Raw genomic sequence first — 18163 nt, forward strand, 5'->3', positions numbered from 1 at the left:
AAGGGACGCCAAGGGCGAACAACCGTCAACCACCGATTGCTAGGATAACTGTTGCAAAGCCAGTCACATTCAGACGGTCTTCGTTATAAAAGGCAGTACGTACTACTAAATCGAGATAAACTCTGGGGCGTAATTGCCCTCTCCAACTAATCGAGTCACCCACTTGGCGGTACGGAGACTCTCCGGTCGGTAATCCACCCAACTGCGCACCTTGTTCAGTTTTGCCGGTATAACTCAAAGTGGTTCCAGGAATTGTTTCTCCCTGCTTGACTCGGTATAACACTGGAACCTTGTAAACCACTAGACTGGGGTTTGTTTTGTCCGGTACCTGCGGTACCCAACCAGGTTTAGACGATACCCCATCTACCGTTAGACGAACAGTACCACCAGCTTGTAGGCGTTCCTCACTATAAACTAATACCCGCTGGTTGAGACCCATTTCAACTCCCCTCAGGGGGCTTCCAGTCCAGTCTAGAGAGTCACCACTGCGCTTAAATGCCCGCTGTCCATTGATCAACACTTCAGCAGTTTTATCCTCCGTCCTACTGATGTACCGAATATCAGTGCCTGGTATCAATGAACCAGCTTTCACTTCCTGCCTAACTGGTCCTTTGTAGACCAAGGTAGAGTTTGACCCAGGCTGCCGTTCCAATAGACTGCAACTAGTCGTCGTAGGGACAACAGCCAACAGCACCGTTGTGGCAATTAGTAAACGTTTAAGCAAACTCAGTGCTGAGTTTTGAGTGCTCAGTCCATTCTCTTGAGTGCATTGTCTTGAGTGGTAAGACGTGCTCAAGACTGAATCACCTAGTTTATGCTCAGCTCTTGCAGTGTAGGATCTGTTTTCCAAGTCAGGTTTCATGTTTGCCCTCTTTTACATGCAAGCTTGCCCCCTGATCTTCCCGGAGATAAGGGGGGATACCCTTTTGCTTTTCTTAATTCCTACTATAGCGATCACCAAAACCTATCTGGCTTGGTTAACATTAAATTAGTGACCGTTTCCGCAGTCAGGGCTTCATCAAATAAGAATCCTTGTCCATAGTCACATCCTAAATCTTGCAAAATCTCCTTTTGTTCTTGGGTTTCTATGCCCTCAGCAATTACCTGCATTTTTCGCTTTTTAGCTAAATTTATAATCGCTTCTACCGTATCCAAATTTTTGCCATTTGGAAATTGTTTGCTAATAAAAGAACGATCAATTTTCAGGATATCTATCGGCAAATCAAGATAGGGTAAATATGAGTATCCGGTGCCAAAATCATCGATACACAACTGTATATTTCTGTCTTTGAGTTTATGCAAGATAGTGGTAGCAACTGAGGCATTATCCACCAACACACTCTCAGTAATTTCCAGCTTCAAGTTAGCCCCACTCAATTCTAACGTGGTGCAGATTTGGTCAATCTGGTCAATCAGCTGGGGTTGGTTGAGTTGAATACCAGACAGATTCACACTGATACTCAAAGAAGAATAATCAGGAAACTGGTCTTGCCAAAGGCTTAACTGTTTGCAGGCTTCCCGCAAAATCCATTCACCAAGGGGGATAATTAGTCCTGTTTCTTCTGCTACCGGAATAAACTCACTAGGACTAATCTTGATGCGAGTGCGGTGCTGCCACCTCGCCAAGGCTTCAAAACCAATAGTTTTACCCGTTGTCAGGGACACAATGGGTTGATAATTAAGATGCAATGTTTCGTATTCAATTGCCTGTTGTAAGTCGGTTTCTAACTCTAGTCGCTCAATCGCTCTCTGTTGCATACTAGGATGAAAAACCTCTGAGGAGCCAATACCTTCTAATTTGGCATAATACATCGCCGTATCTGCCGCTCGCAGCAAATCTTTCGGTTGCTGATAGCCCATGGTACTCAGGACAATACCAATGTAGCAATTAGAAGACACAACTCGCCCATTGAGTTCCAATCGGATGGAAATCTCCTGATGGATACGCTCAGCTGTTTCTTTCACCTGATCTAAGTCTTGGATATTCGAGAGCAAAATCGCAAATTTATTCTCTCCCATCCTCGCCACTATATCCTGAGCACCGATGCATTGCTGTAAGCGTTGAGCAGTAGCAACTAGGAGTTGTTCACTGAGTAGATCACCTAGACTGTATTGGATAATTCGGTAGCGACTGAGAGTCACAGATAGGACAGCAAATACATTATCCTTCTGAGTGTTTCCAACAATGGGTTCATCCCAGCAAAGAGTTGGTAGAATCGGGTATGCCATCGGTAGACATTTGCGATTGTGAGTTGGCTGTACTGGCTTAAACCACTGGCGCAGGTAGTATAAAAACAATGTCCGATTAGGCAAACCGGTTAATTCGTCATAAAACGTCAGGTCTTGTAACCTCTTGATTGCCTTCCGGTAATTTTTGCGCACCTTTGCTTCTCTTAACTCCCGCTCCACCGCCGGAACTAATCGTGCTAACTGGTGTTTAAGTAAATAGTCATGGGCTCCCGCTTTCATAGCAGCGATTGCCATATTTTCCTTAATCGAGCCGGAGACGATAATAAATGGTAAGTCTAACCCTTTTTTTTGTAAGAGGAGTAAGGCAGCAATGGCGCTAAACTTAGGCATGAAGTAATCAGCAATCACAAGATCCCACCCTTTATTATCTAGGGCTTCGTTCATTGCTCCTGGTGCTTCCACTCGTTCATAAATTGCTTCGTAGCCACCATTGTTTAGTTCAAACACCAGCAATTCAGCATCATCTTCTGAGTCTTCAACAATCAAAACTCGCAGTGGTTTATTCATAGATTTACCCTATTTATTCATCACTAATTTTATACTTCATTATAAAGATTTTATCTTCGGAGATTAATCATCTAATAATGTCCACATTATTTTGCTTAATTTTACCTCAAATCTCTAGTCTTATTCGGCGCATTGTGATGAGTATACATAATACAAAATCCAGAAATTAGGACAAGGATTTAGCAAGGTTAGCGGGAGGAGCAAGAACGATTAGTGGATTCCCAAGTCAATTTCTCTTAAAACTTCCTGGAAAATCAATTATTATGACGGGAAGCTCCTGACTGCAAGCTCCTGAATCCGAGGATAGTTGGTTATGTCGAACTCAGGTAATTTTAGGTTTAATTCCAACCGATAAATGGCTTCTCCTAAAGTCTCCAAAGACCACGAACTTAAACTAGAACTTAGACTAGAACTAGTTAAAACAATTGAACTATCCTCCGCGTCAAGCACAGGGGATTCTAATTGGTTATAAGAAAAGCAGGCTTTAACTACCGACTTTAGTACCTGTTGACCTTCCTAAGAGGTTGTCTGAGAAGTCCCATTTGCTACATCCAAGCCCCCGTTGGTCCCCATCTGTAAAAAAGCGAAGCATCCGCTAATTCCCCCCAGAATTGGGGGGTTAGGGGGGCGGGGGACTTTTAGAAGCAAATTGACTCTTGTTCCCCCCAAAGTTGGGGGGCTAGGGGGGCAAAATTCAGTATCAAAAAACTTGGGAGATATCCTCTAAACACTTAGTGCTTTGTAGTGGGGATTATCCTTGAAATCTTTGCAACGTTGACCATAGGTAACCTTAATACTCTTGTGTTTTCGACCAACTCGGTACATGTCATAAGCATCAAAGTAAGTGTAATACTGACAGTTTTCGTTTAGAAGTCTGTCTTACTGCCTACCAAGCCTGCTTGTACAGCAGGTTGTTGGCTTGTTCACACCAGAAAACAAGGAGGTCATTAGTTTCATCGGGTATGTTCCCAGACAAGAATCCAGATAATACTATTTTTTTTGTCTCGTATTGCACTAGTTAGATCACCTCCTAATCACAAACAAAGTAGACCAGGGGTGTGCATCCCCTAACTTGTTTTCATCCCCCGCACCAAGCATGGGGGTAAACAAGCTGCAATTTCTGTAAATTTAATTCCTAACAGCTTAAATTGCCTAAGCGCCGTAATTACCTTAGCCATCTTAAAGCCTGTATTATCATAAAAATGAAACACATGGCTGCCATTTTGCCATTTTTATGTTTGGACAGATATCATCAATTCTAATTTAACTATTGTTAATCATTATATCAGTAGTGATTGCAATAGTTTTCAGGTGTGGAGGAGACGAAGCAATGGTGTTATTATAGCGAATAATTTGTGAAGGGTGGAAGGGTAAAATAAAACGTTGCTCCTTGTTCAATTGCACTTTTAGCCCAGACTTTGCCACCATGTCGGTGAATAATACGCTGTACAGTAGCGAGTCCAATGCCATTGCCAGGAAACTCAGCTTCGGTGTGCAAGCGTACAAAACGGATAAATAATCTGTCAGCATCAGCCATATCAAAGCCAGCTCCATCATCCCGGACAAAATAGGCGATCGCTTGATCACTGGTTTGCTCTTGCCCCTCTATCTGAGGTGCGGACAATGGGCAAATTCCAAATTCAATCCTGGCTTGGGGATGATGGGATGTGTATTTCCAGGCGTTGTGGAGTAGATTCTGTAAAACAATCCGGAGCAACCTACTATCTCCATAGGCCTGAATTCCTTTGGCAATGACCCATTCCACGCTCCGTTCAGGTTGGGTTTGTGTGAGTTCTAACCTAATTTCAGCAACCATCTTAGTCAAATCAAGCTCCTGGTAGTGCATCGGGTCACCGCTAACTTTGGAAAGCTCTAGCAAATCGTCAATGAGTTTCCACATATGCTGACTGTTAGCAGATATACGTTGGAGATAGTGTTGTGCTTTGAGATCCAACTGGTGATGATAGTCGTTTGATAGAACCTTAATAAAACTCTTAATTCTTCGTAGTGGAGCGCTTAACTCGTGGGATACTGAATAGGCGAATGCTTCTAGTTCGTGATTTGTGGCTTCTAGTTGAGCAGTGGGCTGATTAACTCGGTCTACCACCTGTTGATTAGTAGCCAACATTGTTGCTGGTTCTAGCACTTGCAACAAACTATTTTCTGTAATGATACCTGTCGGTCGCCCACATTCCTCTACAACTGGTAGATGACGAATCCCATGTTGGCGCAATCGAGACAGTAGCTTGACTATATTCTCGACATTCTCGACTTCAGTAGCTGGTTGTGTAATTAACTCTGTGGTCATCACGTCAGCGATCGCTAGTCCAGAAAGCCCAATCCCTTCGACTATGACCTTCAGCAAATCTCGCTCAGTAAAAATGCCTACTAATGACCGTTGGGACTGGATAAGTACGTAACTAGAGTCCAACTGGATCATGCGGGCAATTGCCTCTGTTACTAGAGTTTCGGGAGATACAATCAGGGGATCCCTATTAATTGCTGCGTCTAGGTTCAAATACATCGGGTAAGAGTGTAGCACAAATTTCAACAATCTAGCAGTAGGAAGTGGTGAAATTATAGCGATTGTGATCAAACAAATTCATTCCAAAATGGCGCAAAATTTCAATTTAACTACTCAAGATAGAGGGGAATTTTGAGTTTTCCCTCTCCCTCTTACCCTTTCACGATAATTTTAACCAACTGCACCAGTAAATTAATAAGCAAATTAATACGATGTCAGCATTCAGCATATGCGCATTCGCGCACGCTACGCGAACAGAATTCAGCCATTCCTAATCAGCCCTTAGATACAAGTAATCTTGAATCAACCAACCTTTAAGAAAGAACATTATCGCCCGAATACTTATGTACTCGCATCAGGTACTCGCATCCAGACCCAAATACCTGATTTTTCGTCGATGCTTTAGCTTACTCCTGAGCAGCTGAGCCCTGAAGGCTTACCGTTTTGCTGCAATTGACCAGGTTTTTTGTTGATCCTTGACTGTTGACTGCTGACAGTAAACGTCATATAGTATTTCCAAATAAATCATGAAACCCAATTCTGATTTGTCATAACAGCAAAAAATACTTGGAGCTCTTTCCTACTGTTACCTACCCCCCTTATTAAGGTTAGCGGGGATTTCTGTACGCTTTTTACATCAATCTTAGTTTCACATCTCACCTGAAAACCCTATAGACTGTGAAAATTCAACAATCAGACTATTACGTTTATTTTTACCGTCCCACTTACTGGATGACGAAACTGCTATCCTAGTATGGATTTCTTGAACAAGACTTCCCTGGCTAGGTAGTCATTAGTTATTAGTCCAGTTATTAGTCCATTGTCGTCAACAATAAGTATTCTGGTCTTTAGCAATGACTAATTACCAAAGACTAATGACTAATCATTAATGACTAATCATTAAGGCTCTTCCGGATCTGTGGTTTAAAACGTATCAAAAGGCACAAAATCGAAAATAAATGTGGCTGGAACTGGCGGAATTACGTGATCTAAGCTTGCCTTATCACCGCAAAGCCGGAAGAGCCATCATTAATAGACTAATGCTATCAAAACTTCCTGAAATTTGAGAACCCCCGTGCTTCAGCCGGGGTCAGAAGTTACCGCAAGAATAAGGCAGCCTTTATGGTTGGTCGGCTATGAGCAAAAGGGTTAAAACTTTGAGGCGCGACAATCGCGCGAATTTCATTCGCCGATGGAAAGCGCGCCTCCATGATTAAGGCTGCCTTATTCTAAGGTTTCGTCTCCGGGATGAAAAACAGAGACTGGAAATATCGGCGTCGTGTCCTTTATTTGACTTCTAATCCAACGTTCCACATATTCCCCCGCACTAATCCCAGCTTCTTTTGCTGAGAGTTGTAACCATTTCCAGGAACTACCGGTAAGCATTATGTTGTGTGGTTTTTTTAACTCGTCATGAAGGACTGGGATCCCTCTCATCCTTTTCTTTGATTTATTTTGAGTTTGACTTGACATCCTTGGTTATTGCGCATATACTGATAACAGGATAACAAATAGGTCGAGGTTGTCAATATGTACAGAACTATACCAGTAAGAGCTGTCTTTTCAGATGAAGAAAAAGCCTTCTGGTAATTTCAGTGCCAGCACTCAAACAGTCTATTTAATTGTGCTATCTATTACTCAAAACAGAAACATTATAAATGGTTAGAGGATCAGGAAGCTTATACTACTTACTGGCGTGGAGATGAACTAAAAGCAGGATGGAAGACTTACGTGTGTGGTGTTAAGTATCCAGAAATTGATAAAGCCTTAAAAATGTCACCCCACTATAAGGCAATGGCAGCTCAATCCGCTCAACAGACTCTCAAGACAGCAGGTGAAGCTATCAAGAGCTACAACCAGCTAGTAGGTCTGTATTACAAAGGAGAAGTAGACAGGCCAAGATTTCCCCGGTATCGCAAATCAGGAGGGTTATTTTCTGTTACATTTCCACGACAAGCTCTTACCTATAAGCAGGGGCTATTTTATCCATCTGTTAGCAAAGAAAGCAAACCAGAACTGCTAACTGAAATCATCCTAACTCCACCAAGTTTTATAGATCCGGATTGGGTAAAAGAAGTCACGATTCGTCCCTGCTACGGTCAGTTATGGATCGACTGGGTCATAGATGACGGAAAACAGCCAGTGAAGAGTAACTCTAGTTTGGATTATTCTCAGGCTATGGGAATAGACCATGGTGGCGATAACTGGCTGACTTGCGTGTCTACTATTGGAAAAAGCTTTATCATTGATGGAAAAAAACTCAAATCAATGAATCAAGGGTATTCTCGGCTAGTGGCAAATTACAAAGCCGGGAAATCATAAAAATATTGGGATTCGACTTTAGATCAGATTCAAATAAAGCGAAACAATCAGATGAGAGACGCGGTAAATAAGGCTGCCCGTTTTATTGTTAATCGTTGCCTTAAAGATAAGATTGGTAATCTTGTCGTTGGTTGGAACGAAGGACAGAAAACCTGTTCCAATATGGGGAGAAAAGGCAATCAAAAGTTTGTCGTGATTCCCACAAAAAGACTTATAGACAGACTGGAACAGCTTTGTTCAGAGTACGGAATAAAACTGACGATCACAGAAGAATCCTATACCAGTAAGGCGTGTGCGATTCGTTGACTAGAAACCTAACCCAATAAGGGTAAAAGGGGGATTAGTCACAAGGTATTAAACCTTGAGAACTTGGTAACCATGTTGGTGAAAGACCAACCCTCGCAAAATCCGAGTGACAGCCCTACCCCTAATCACTGAGAAATAACAAACTCTAGGTTAAAGCGGGGTCGAACAGCGAAGCTCTACCAGCCTAAAGGTGGGGTTAGTAGCAGGCAATAGAACTCATGGGTACGAGAGGAAGATACGTAAGAACCATCGTAACTGGTAAGTAGCGTAATAGGCTGAAACGCTGCATGCAAATAGCTATAGAACAAAACAGGATTATAGGATTACGCTTTCTTATAATGATTTTCCTGGTTCTCGGTGGAGAGTATCACCCTAAAAGTTCAATAGAATGGCTGCCAGGAACGAAGTAACTCCATAGGTGCTCTCAATGAGGTCGGTCATTGAGTAGGTAGTTAGCCCCATGGCCTATGTGAGAAGGATTGAATCAGAAGCTAACGCCTAGATTAACACCTAGGATACGCAGACAGATTCACGTGATAAGGAAAGGATATAGCAATGAGTAGCAATGAAGAAGTCTAAAGCTCGGGGGTTTACCCCACAGTCAGAATGGAACCAGGTCGATTGGCGAAAACTAGAACGAACTGTGTTTAAGTTGCAAAAACGGATATATCAAGCCTCTCAGCGTGGCGATGTTCGCGTGGTAAGAAGGGTACAAAAAACACTGATGAAGTCCTGGTCTGCAAAAATGCTAGCGGTGAGGAAGGTAACACAACAGAACAAAGGTAAAAAGACTGCCGGAATAGACGGGAGAAAAGCTTTAACCAACAAGCAGCGCCTAGTCTTAGTAGCCAACCTTAAAATACACAAACGACCTCAACCTACCCGCAGAGTATGGATAGACAAACCCGGTCGTAAAGAAAAACGCCCCCTTGGGATACCCACCATATACGACAGAGCGCTCCAAGCCCTTACCAAACAGGCATGTTTAACCTGAATGGGAAGCACGTTTCGAGCCAAACTCATACGGGTTCAGACCAGGAAGGTCATGTCATGACGCCATACAAGCAATATTTAAAAGCATCAAACAAATGCCCAAATGGGTATTAGATGCCGATATTGCCAAATGTTTTGACAAAATCAACCACGATGCTCTTCTAAATAAACTGAATACCTACCCATCCATGAAACGGTTAATCAAAGGTTGGTTAAAAGCCGGGGTAATGGATGAAGGAATATTCACATCGACAGACGAAGGTACTCCCCAAGGTGGAATAATATCTCCACTTCTGGCGAACATAGCCCTCCACGGAATGGAAAACAGGATAAAGGAATACGCCGAAACCTTACCCGGAAATAAACGGAGAAATAAAACGGCATTAAGTCTAATCCGATATGCAGATGACTTCGTCATAATGCACAAATCCAAAGAAGTGGTAGAAGAATGTCAAAGAATCATCATAAAGTGGTTGGAAGAAATTGGCCTGGAACTAAAATCCACAAAAACCAGATTGGTACACACCTCAAACGGCTTTGAATTCTTAGGATTTAATGTACGTCAATATCAGACGGGAAGACACCAATCTAAGCAAGGATTCAAAACCCTCATCAAACCCTCGAAGAAAAGAGTGAAAGAGCATTGGGAAAAGCTATCCAAGGTCATTGACCGACACAAGGCTGCTCCCCAAAAAGCTTTAATAAGCAAACTAAAACCAATAATAAGAGGATGGTGTAACTACAACAAATGCGTTGTAAGTAAAGAAACCTTCTCAGATTTGGATAACATGCTCTGGAACAAACTTCAAAGATGGGGATATAGAAGACATCCAAACAAATCCAAGACCTGGGTAAACAAGAAATATTGGGGAACCAAGGTTGAAAAACCTAAGAAATGGTACGAAGCTCCTAAGGTTGATAACTGGGTATTTATGGCAAGTGAAGATAATTATTTACCTAAACATGCCAAAACAAAAATAATCAGGCACAACAAAGTTAAGGGAGACAGAAGTATTTTCGATGGAGACCTCATATATTGGAACACCAGAATGCAAAAGCATCCCGAGATGACCAGTCAAAAGGGAACACTTTTGAAAAGGCAAGAAGGGAAATGCAATCATTGTGGACTCATATTCAGGGACGGGGATTTTAGGGAAGTACACCACATAATACCACGCGCAAACGGTGGAAACGACCAACTCAATAATCTTGAGCTACTTCACCTACACTGCCACGATGCAAAACACAGAAAGAAAATCAATCTAACAAACTTAGATGATAATCCCTTTTAGAGGTATCAATGACAATGATTCCTTTCATGAGGAGCCGTATGACGGGAAACTGTCACGTACGGTTTTGAAGACGAGTCGGCTGGGGGCGACCCCCCGACTTAGTTTAACCTTTATTGGATGATGATTTCTTGCCAAAATACGGTGAAAAACCCGTTCGCGAAGCGTGCCCTTCGGGCTTGTGCTGGAAACCATCAGGAAAAAGAGTGAGACGAGGACTTTACCAAACGGCTTCAGGAAAGTTGATCAACGCCGACTCAAACGGCGCTGCCAACATCCTTAGAAAAGTAAGCACACAGCCATTCAATATGGCCAAGGTGTCTAGGGGGTGCGGCTTGTTCTGAGTAGGAGCCTCTAGAAACTAGAGGGGTATGACTCAGGGAATCGCGGGTAATAACCCAAAATTCTAACTATCTGAAGGATGGTGGTGAAAGTCCACCCCATTGAGAGATATGTGACTCCTTATCTGGCCACACCGAGCAAGGCGGCAACCTCGCAGAGTGACGCTGGCAACAGGGCAGAATCAGAGGCAAATCAGATGTGCCACACTGCTGCTAACAGGGAGGTGACAAGGGTAACAGAAGTGAAAGTCCTGAAAAAGTGTCTAAGCACCAAGCCGCAATCTGACTAGTACATGCGAGACTTGATTTCCGATATTCTCACAACGCTTTCCCCTAGGTAGTTGTAATCTCCGAGAAGGAAATAGGCAAATTGGGAACGAAGTTACCGCAAGAATAGTGGAGCCTTTATAGTTAGTCGGCTATGGGTAAAAGGGTTAAAAATTTTGGTGTAAGGCTCCACTATTCTAAGGTTTCATCTCCGGACTGCCCTAAATCACCAGAACAATCCAACAGATGGAACAAGTAAAAACGGCAGCAAAAACAAGAGTCTGTAGACCGGTCGAACCTACAGTAAGTTATGCCAAACCGAATCCTCTCTGCCGGGTAGGATGTAGCCGAAGAACTGGCTACGGATATTCAGAATATACAAACTCAAGGAGAGCATGGTTAGACACATGATTAATCATAGTGAACTTTGGAAAAGCCAGAAGTGGAAAAAACTCCGCCAAAATCTTTTTCGCCTTCAAAAGCGCGTATATAAAGCAGTTCGAGACGGAGACCTAAGGAAAGCCAGGTCTTTACAGAAACTGATTCTGAAATCTCGTGCAGCACAACTTTTGGCAGTACGTCAAGTGACTCAGCTAAATAAAGGAAAAAAAACGGCTGGAGTTGACGGCCTGTCAAGCCTCGATTACAGAGAACGCATGGAACTGGTAGAAGTATTGAACCACTATGGCCAAGACTGGAAACATAGCGGACTACGGGAACACCCAATCCTTAAAAAGAATGGAAAGACCAGAATACTAAAAATACCAACCATAGCTGACCGAGCATGGCAATGTTTAGCCAAATTCGCACTAGAACCAGCCCACGAGGCCACGTTCAGCGCCGACAGTTACGGATTTAGGACGAGTAGAGGCACAAAAGATGTGCAAAAACGTCTATTCTTACACCTTAAATCTAACAGCAACGGTAAAAATAAAAGAATAATTGAGCTAGACATAAAGAAATGCTTTGACCGCATCTCACACGACTCAATCATGGATAGATTGCTAGCCCCTGCGTGTCTAAAACTGGGGATATTTAGATGCTTAAAAGCAGGCATCAATCCGGAATTCCTAGATGAAACCGAGCAAGGAACACCCCAAGGAGGTGTGGTCAGCCCCTTACTAGCAAACGTAGCGCTTAACGGAATAGAGGATATACACACAAGCCTGCGATACGCAGACGACATGGTATTTATACTCAAGCCAAAAGACAACGCAGAGAAAATACTCCAAAAAGTCAAGGAATTCCTGGCTGAAAGGGGAATGGAAATCAGCGAAGAAAAGACTAAGCTAACCAAAGCGACAGATGGATTTAACTTCCTATGAAGTTACCGTAAGAATAAAGAAGCCTTTACAGGGGACAGACTATGCAAAAAAGGGTTAAAAATTATTAATTAAGGCTTCTTTATTCTAAGGTTTCGTCTCCTGGGGTGGAAATTCCGCGTCAGAAAAAACGGAAAATTCTCGTGCATTCCCTCAGAGGAAAATCACAGGAATATACGCAAGAAGATTAAAACCATAGTCAACAACTCGAATTATGGTGCCGAAGTAAAAGCAAAGAAACTAGCCCCCATCGTACGAGGATGGCGTAACCACCATAGTAGCTGCGATATGAGCAGCGCTAGGGACAGCTTATGGTTCATAAGGCAAACCGCAAATCGTAAATTCCGAAAGGAAAAGAAGGTGAACCGGTATAAAGCAAACGAACTATGTGATAAAGCATTCCCTAAGGTGGGATACGAACAAAATCAACACGTAAATGTAAAGGGGACCAAGTCACCATATGATGGCGACTTAGTTTACTGGAGTAAAAGGAATTCACGCCTATACTCCGATGCTACTTCAACAGCATTGAAAAGGCAAAACCATTCCTGTGGACATTGTGGATTGAAATTCTTAGAAGACGAATCTGTACACCTTCATCACACCGATGGAAACCACGACAATTGGAACTCTAAGAATTTAATAGCAGTTCATCGCAGCTGCCACCAAGAAATACACTGGAGCAAGCCAAAAGGCCGGTCAAAAGACTGAGAATATCCAGGAGCCGGATGAGGCGAAAGTCTCACGTCCGGTTCTGAAGGAGAGGTGCTCCCCTTAATAGGGGACATCGACTCTAACATCCTTGACAGTCCCACACCGGTATGACTTATTCAGTGACTTGTCTAAAGCATACCGATATAAAGGTGAAGCAGGACGGGTTTACCCTCCTGTGTAACAACCTTTGAGAATCCCCCGCGCTTTAGCCGGGGGAGATGTCAAAGCCAACGACTAGCAATTGGCATCCGCCAGCCAGTACCAAAGGCGCGGTCAGTAACCTTTAAGCCTGGGGCAGCTTGTCGGCGCTTAAATTCAACACGAGCGACTAGTCGGATGATTTTGTTAACCACTTCGGGCTGATGACCTGCATCAATAATTTGCGCCGGGGCTTGGTGCTGGTGGATCAGTCGCTCCAGAATATCATCTAGGATATCGTAAGATGGCAAGGAATCTTGGTCTACTTGACCAGGTTTTAATTCAGCGCTGGGGGGCTTAATTAGAATGTTAGCAGGAATAATTTCTGTTTGGCCTAAAAGTTGTTCGCCTTTGGCGTTCGAGTCGGTTAGGTTACTAGGTTGAAGCTGATCAGCTTGAAGCTTAGAAGAGGAGTCTGAAGCTTCAACCTTCACCGTACTAACCTGCAACTTCTGATTAACCTGGGACTGCTCTGCCCTAGAATTTAGCCACCGACATAGGGAGTAGACCCGGGTTTTGGGAACATCGGCAATTACAGCTAATCCACCATTCATATCACCATAGAGGGTACAGTAACCCACTGCCATCTCTGACTTGTTGCCAGTAGAGAGCAGGAGATAGCCAAATTTATTAGCGATCGCCATCAGTAAGCTGCCCCGAATTCGGGATTGAATATTCTCTTCAGCCACACCAAACTCTGTCCCGGCAAATAGAGAGGCTAAGGTTTGGTCAAACCCCTCCATCAAGGAACCAATGGCTAGGGTGTGAGTCTTAATACCTAGGTTTTGTGCTAATGACAGAGCATCTTTGACGGAGTGGTCAGAACTGTAGGGAGAAGGCATGAGAATCCCCAAGACATTGTCTGGTCCTAAGGCGGCGGTGGCAATAGCAGCCACAAGAGCAGAATCAATCCCACCACTCAAACCAATTACGACTTTTTTAAAACCACACTTACGGGTGTAATCTCGGACTCCTAGGACTAAGGCTGACCAAATTTCTTCGTCTAGGCTGGCTGGGGCTGGTGCTATTGCTGCCGATGGTGGAGACTGTATAGTTGTTTCTGGTGGGGTGACCAGATCGTTTGTTTCTCGGTCATATTCCACAATGACTAAGTCTGTTTCAAAGGCACGGGCGCGACATACCATCTCACCAGCCTGATTAAATGCTACACTACACCCATCAAATATCAGGTCATCATTGCCTCCTAGCTGATTGGCGTAGAGGATAGGTGTATGGTAACGGCTAGCGCTATGGCGCAACATGGCTTCCCGAGTTTTCTGTTTACCCGCGCTATAGGGTGAGGCGGACAAGTTGACCACTAGGTGTACACCCTGTTCAACTAAGTCTGTGATCGGATTGACTTGATAGCTGCGTTTGCCCCAAAACTCTTCATCGTTCCACAAGTCTTCGCAAATGGTAACACCGATTTTAATTGGGGAGTGGGCATTCTCAGTTGTGATTGCTGATGGTTGGTGATCAATGGTGAAGGAATTACTCTCCCGTCCTGGTTCAAAGTAGCGGTTTTCATCGAAAACATCATAGGTGGGCAAGAGTCGCTTGTGAAAAATCTGCCGTACTTTTCCCCCCTCTAGTAGAGCAATGCTGTTATATAAAGGTTTGCCACCAGCAAGCTCTGCTTTGGTATTCCGTGTTACTGTCCCCACCAAAACAGCTATAGACAATGGTAGCTGCTGAGCTAGTTGTTGCACTTGTGTAGTCATCGATTCTCGAAACTTGGGATTGAGCAGCAAATCTCGTGGTGGATAGCCACACAAGGATAATTCTGGTGTCAGCAACAGACGCACATCCTGACTCGCAGCAGTGTTGGCTACTTCAAGAATCTGTTGAGCGTTGCCTGTAATATCACCAATGGTGGGGTTGAGTTGAGCGATCGCAATCTTCATCATTTTTGCTTGTTTTTTATAGTTTATGCCATCTACTTCACACAATCTTTAGTAATCTGGGTTTGGTTAGTAATTAAAGGCGAAAATATACAGTTTATATCGTCTTTTTTTTTAAAATTTATATAAAAGCTAACGGGTTCATGATTAGCTTTTTTTGTATTAATTGACTAGTTTTAGTATTCTTTGAAGAATTTAGTAAATAAACTCCAAAGCTGGCTGCTGATAGATTTGATAAATTTATGGGCACAAATAAATTTTAACAATTTCTAATTTTTATAATCAGCTATGGGTCTCATTTCGAGAATTTCATTGTTATTAATATATTGTTTTTTTTTAGAGGTAAATATAAATTAATTATAGTTTTTTAACGAAAGTAAACATAAACGCAAACTTGAACGTAAACCCTAACGCAAACCTAATCCTTGATAGTGTAGATTAAGTAATCAGAAATAAATCATGAACGTAGAAGAACTCGAAAACCGTTATCGAGAAGAGATTCAAAGTCTAGCCAACCAACTTCAAAATGCAGTTCTCGGACTCTCTCAGACAGAAGCAAAAATTGCTAAGATGGGACGGTCTATAGAGAACCTGAGCGAAATCCTTGAGGAATTTATCGTACAGCAAAATCCAAAAAACTAATTCCATGACTGATGATACAATCAATGTCAATGATTTCCTTAACAGGATTTACGCAACAACTTTATCTGTAAGGTGCGTTATTAACCAACCCTACTTACTACTTAAGGGAGCTTGTGGTCGAGTTTTGCGTAAGTCCTCCCTAAGACTTCAAACTCATATCATCTCCGGTACCATCGATATTGTATACCACAACAGTCTTTGGCAGGCGGCTCAACTTTGTGGCTCTGAAGACAAATGACAAAAAAAAGCTGACTGGATATCAATTGGTTATTTCTTCCTCTATGGCTTGTTCTATTTCTCTGAGAAGCGCTGGTTTAACTAGATAACGACGAGCCCCTAGTCTTAGAGCTCGCTTTTTGTCTGCTGGGAAGGAGTATGCAGAAAGGATAACTATAGGGATTGTTGCCCATTGGGATTTCTTGAGTTTTTCGATCAAGGTAAAGCCATCAACTTCTGGTAATTTGAGATCCAGCAGAATCAAGTCAGGTTGAAAGTCGGCGAGCTCTCGTTTAATGGTTAACCCATGGGGTAAAGCGCAAACGTCATACCCTTGCAACTGAAGGTATTCAGTGATAACTTCTCGATTGAAATCGTCATCCTCAATGAATAGGATTTTCTGAACCACAATTACAGATGTTTTTTCATTGCTACATAAATACCAACGGTTTATCCTTTAAACGAGCATATGCCTGCGCATCAAAGCGGTAAAAAAATCAGGTATCACCTGCTCCCTGAGACAATTATCAACTAGTGTCACCCAGGAATAATAGCTTTAAAAGACGACGGCTAAAATTATAATAATCCGAGATATTTTTCCAAAAAACTGTAGTGTACAGTTGATAAATAGTATAGATATTATTTAGGGTAAATACATCTCGGAACACCTCAAAGGAGACAGGATTGTTTGCCAATTTGTTGCGCAAATGCCGATAACCATAGTCCAAAATTTGATTATGGTCAAAGGCGAGCTGCGGCACATGCTCGATGGAATACCAGGCAATACCACTGACATGATCTGTGTTGAATTTAGCTTCTTCTAGTCGCACTAGGGCAAAGTAACTCACGGATAGGTAACCCATGGCGTAGTGGTGGTTATAGGTAACCTCGACCCTAACCAATTCTGCTGGATAACGACCTAGTTCTCCGAAAGTGTACAGTTGCTGTAGGCTCACGTTGTTAACTCGAATTTTCTCTGCCCAAATCCAATCGGCAGCATTGTCTAATGATTCTCCGTGCCACACAAAGGTTCCTGGTAAACTCCATTTACCAAGAAAGGCTTGCTCTTGGAGTACCAAAAGGCCGCTTTGTTGGGTATTGACGGAAAAAATCACATGACGGGCCCTGACCTGGACGTTGGCTAGAGCTGGTAGTTTGACCTTTATATTCCTGCTTTGGGTCATTGGTACAACTGCTCTTGATGGATATAGTCCTTAACCAGAGGAGTCAGTGCTGTTGTATCACCATTCTCACGATACGCTGTAGAGGAAACTGATGGTACCGTAATATTAGCGATCGCTAATTGTGCTCCTAGATGCTTCAACTTTTCTAAACTATCCTGATCTACTCCATATCCTGAACGAGGTATCACCAGCAACTGTACTTGTTTTAACAATTGTTCAATTTGATACCAACGGGGCATCTGACGGACTAAATCAGTACCAATCACCAGAGTCAAGTTTGCCTGTAATCCCCAGCGCTGTTTAACTAGTGCTATGGTTTCCAAGGTTCTCGGGCTACTCAAGTCGGGGCTGACACGGATCGGATTTTGATACGGGTCAATCTCCTCAATCAGTAACTTGAGCATGTGGGAACGTTGTTCTAGGGTGGTCTGATGAGACTTGAATGGATTATCTGAGGCCCAAACCACCACTTGGTCATAGTGATGGGATAGCCACTGGAGAATGGCTTGATGAGCACAAGTTGGGGGATCTGCACTGGTACCAAACAGGGCTATATTGATCATAGTTAGTTAAAAGTTAGTTAAAAGCTCAAAGGGGTTTGAGATTAGGTTTGCTCTTCAGTATCTAGTGCGTGAAAAGCGATCTAAGCCTAGGGTTGGGTTTTAGCTTCAGAATTATAAAATTTAAACCCGCCACGGCTTAGGGTTCACTCAAAGGAAACAGAATGCGATGGACTTCGTCCCGCTTTGCTGCGAACGCTTGAACTACTACACGCTATATATAGCTTATTTGCTTCAGCCCTGATACCAATGGTGATAGCCCCCTAGTTGATTGACAAAAGTCCTTCAACTAGGGGGCATGACAGTCGTTACAATGGACAGAGCCTGAGAAATCCGGCAACTCAAATAGGATTTACCCAGAACTCCAACTGATCACGACTTACCCAGTAACTCCCTTGAGTAGGGTGCGTTATTAACCCACCCTACTAAGCTGTCGCCTATTTAACTTGTCTATTTTTGAGTAAGCGGGAAAAACTCTGCAATCCTTTACCCTTGCCGATTCAATTTATAAATCAATTAGATGTAGATTAAACCCATAGATGCCTGATATAGATGCTTCAGAGCTTACTTTCTTCTCTTCACCCTCTTCCATCTCTTCCATCCCACTACCAATCATCTGTCTAAAAG

Annotated in this window: 13 protein-coding genes and 4 pseudogenes; 9 read left to right on the forward strand and 8 right to left on the reverse strand. The window is 42.9% G+C overall.

Annotated elements, in window-relative coordinates:
• Positions 1-25 precede the first annotated feature (25 nt).
• From BJP34_RS34695 to BJP34_RS34710, 4 genes are all read right to left on the reverse strand, one after another.
• Positions 26-796: a hypothetical protein gene (locus BJP34_RS34695; protein WP_229424174.1), complete on the reverse strand. Its 771-nt coding sequence runs from the start codon at positions 794-796 to the stop codon at positions 26-28.
• A 158-nt stretch (positions 797-954) separates the two neighbouring features.
• Entirely contained in the window at positions 955-2757 is a 1803-nt protein-coding gene (locus BJP34_RS34700; RefSeq protein WP_070396266.1) for a GGDEF domain-containing response regulator, read from the reverse strand.
• A gap of 1339 nt (positions 2758-4096) precedes the next feature.
• A complete protein-coding gene (locus BJP34_RS34705; protein ID WP_158517648.1) occupies positions 4097-5299 on the reverse strand; it encodes a sensor histidine kinase in 1203 nt (400 codons plus the stop codon).
• A gap of 1206 nt (positions 5300-6505) precedes the next feature.
• Positions 6506-6667 (reverse strand): hypothetical protein, encoded by a 162-nt coding sequence (locus BJP34_RS34710; protein WP_229424175.1) that lies wholly within the window; start codon positions 6665-6667, stop codon positions 6506-6508.
• A 243-nt stretch (positions 6668-6910) separates the two neighbouring features.
• Between BJP34_RS34710 and BJP34_RS34715 the strand changes: the two are divergent.
• From BJP34_RS34715 to BJP34_RS48215, 7 genes and pseudogenes are all read left to right on the forward strand, one after another.
• Positions 6911-7894 (forward strand): annotated as a pseudogene (locus BJP34_RS34715) (RNA-guided endonuclease InsQ/TnpB family protein); the annotation flags it as partial.
• 580 nt (positions 7895-8474) lie between these two features.
• Entirely contained in the window at positions 8475-8903 is a 429-nt protein-coding gene (locus tag BJP34_RS50230; protein ID WP_324610957.1) for a reverse transcriptase N-terminal domain-containing protein, read from the forward strand.
• Between the two features lie 64 nt (positions 8904-8967).
• Entirely contained in the window at positions 8968-10194 is a 1227-nt protein-coding gene (locus BJP34_RS34720; protein WP_324611094.1) for a group II intron reverse transcriptase, read from the forward strand.
• 113 nt (positions 10195-10307) lie between these two features.
• A pseudogene (locus BJP34_RS48205) lies at positions 10308-10535 on the forward strand (RNA-guided endonuclease TnpB family protein); the annotation flags it as partial.
• 659 nt (positions 10536-11194) lie between these two features.
• The gene (locus BJP34_RS34730; RefSeq protein WP_324610996.1) at positions 11195-12124 is read left to right on the forward strand and encodes a reverse transcriptase domain-containing protein; all 930 of its coding nucleotides are present in this window, start codon (positions 11195-11197) and stop codon (positions 12122-12124) included.
• 171 nt (positions 12125-12295) lie between these two features.
• Positions 12296-12475 (forward strand): annotated as a pseudogene (locus tag BJP34_RS49845) (group II intron maturase-specific domain-containing protein); the annotation flags it as partial.
• Between the two features lie 6 nt (positions 12476-12481).
• On the forward strand, positions 12482-12832 hold the full coding sequence (locus BJP34_RS48215; protein WP_229424176.1) for an HNH endonuclease: 351 nt from the start codon (positions 12482-12484) through the stop codon (positions 12830-12832).
• A 224-nt stretch (positions 12833-13056) separates the two neighbouring features.
• Here BJP34_RS48215 and BJP34_RS34740 read toward each other — a convergent pair whose 3' ends face one another.
• Entirely contained in the window at positions 13057-14937 is a 1881-nt protein-coding gene (locus BJP34_RS34740; RefSeq protein ID WP_070396270.1) for an NAD+ synthase, read from the reverse strand.
• 456 nt (positions 14938-15393) lie between these two features.
• On the opposite strand from BJP34_RS34740, the gene BJP34_RS34745 reads away from it, so the two are divergent.
• Both BJP34_RS34745 and BJP34_RS41805 read left to right on the forward strand, forming a co-directional pair.
• On the forward strand, positions 15394-15576 hold the full coding sequence (locus BJP34_RS34745; RefSeq protein ID WP_070396271.1) for a hypothetical protein: 183 nt from the start codon (positions 15394-15396) through the stop codon (positions 15574-15576).
• A gap of 4 nt (positions 15577-15580) precedes the next feature.
• The gene (locus BJP34_RS41805) at positions 15581-15814 is read left to right on the forward strand and encodes a hypothetical protein (RefSeq protein ID WP_149031346.1); all 234 of its coding nucleotides are present in this window, start codon (positions 15581-15583) and stop codon (positions 15812-15814) included.
• 21 nt (positions 15815-15835) lie between these two features.
• Here BJP34_RS41805 and BJP34_RS34750 read toward each other — a convergent pair whose 3' ends face one another.
• The 3 genes and pseudogenes from BJP34_RS34750 to BJP34_RS34760 all read right to left on the reverse strand — a co-directional run bounded on the left by BJP34_RS34750 (position 15836) and on the right by BJP34_RS34760 (position 17539).
• Complete coding sequence (locus tag BJP34_RS34750) at positions 15836-16201, reverse strand: response regulator (protein WP_070396272.1); 366 nt, start codon at positions 16199-16201, stop codon at positions 15836-15838.
• 22 nt (positions 16202-16223) lie between these two features.
• Positions 16224-16976: pseudogene (locus BJP34_RS34755) on the reverse strand (NUDIX hydrolase).
• A complete protein-coding gene (locus BJP34_RS34760; RefSeq protein WP_070396273.1) occupies positions 16973-17539 on the reverse strand; it encodes a nicotinate-nucleotide adenylyltransferase in 567 nt (188 codons plus the stop codon). Before BJP34_RS34760 ends, BJP34_RS34755 begins: the two are co-directional and overlap by 4 nt.
• Positions 17540-18163 lie beyond the last annotated feature (624 nt).

Source organism: Moorena producens PAL-8-15-08-1 (genome assembly GCF_001767235.1).
In the GTDB taxonomy this organism is placed as follows: domain Bacteria; phylum Cyanobacteriota; class Cyanobacteriia; order Cyanobacteriales; family Coleofasciculaceae; genus Moorena; species Moorena producens_A.

Bases quoted from the DNA above. Each gene is read 5' to 3' on its own strand.
- BJP34_RS34700 (WP_070396266.1), bottom strand. From the start codon at position 2,757: ATGAATAAACCACTGCGAGTTTTGATTGTTGAAGACTCAGAAGATGAT.
- BJP34_RS34710 (WP_229424175.1), bottom strand. From the start codon at position 6,667: ATGCTTACCGGTAGTTCCTGGAAATGGTTACAACTCTCAGCAAAAGAA.
- BJP34_RS50230 (WP_324610957.1), top strand. From the start codon at position 8,475: ATGAAGAAGTCTAAAGCTCGGGGGTTTACCCCACAGTCAGAATGGAAC.
- BJP34_RS34730 (WP_324610996.1), top strand. From the start codon at position 11,195: ATGGTTAGACACATGATTAATCATAGTGAACTTTGGAAAAGCCAGAAG.
- BJP34_RS34740 (WP_070396270.1), bottom strand. From the start codon at position 14,937: ATGAAGATTGCGATCGCTCAACTCAACCCCACCATTGGTGATATTACA.
- BJP34_RS34745 (WP_070396271.1), top strand. From the start codon at position 15,394: ATGAACGTAGAAGAACTCGAAAACCGTTATCGAGAAGAGATTCAAAGT.
- BJP34_RS41805 (WP_149031346.1), top strand. From the start codon at position 15,581: ATGACTGATGATACAATCAATGTCAATGATTTCCTTAACAGGATTTAC.
- BJP34_RS34760 (WP_070396273.1), bottom strand. From the start codon at position 17,539: ATGATCAATATAGCCCTGTTTGGTACCAGTGCAGATCCCCCAACTTGT.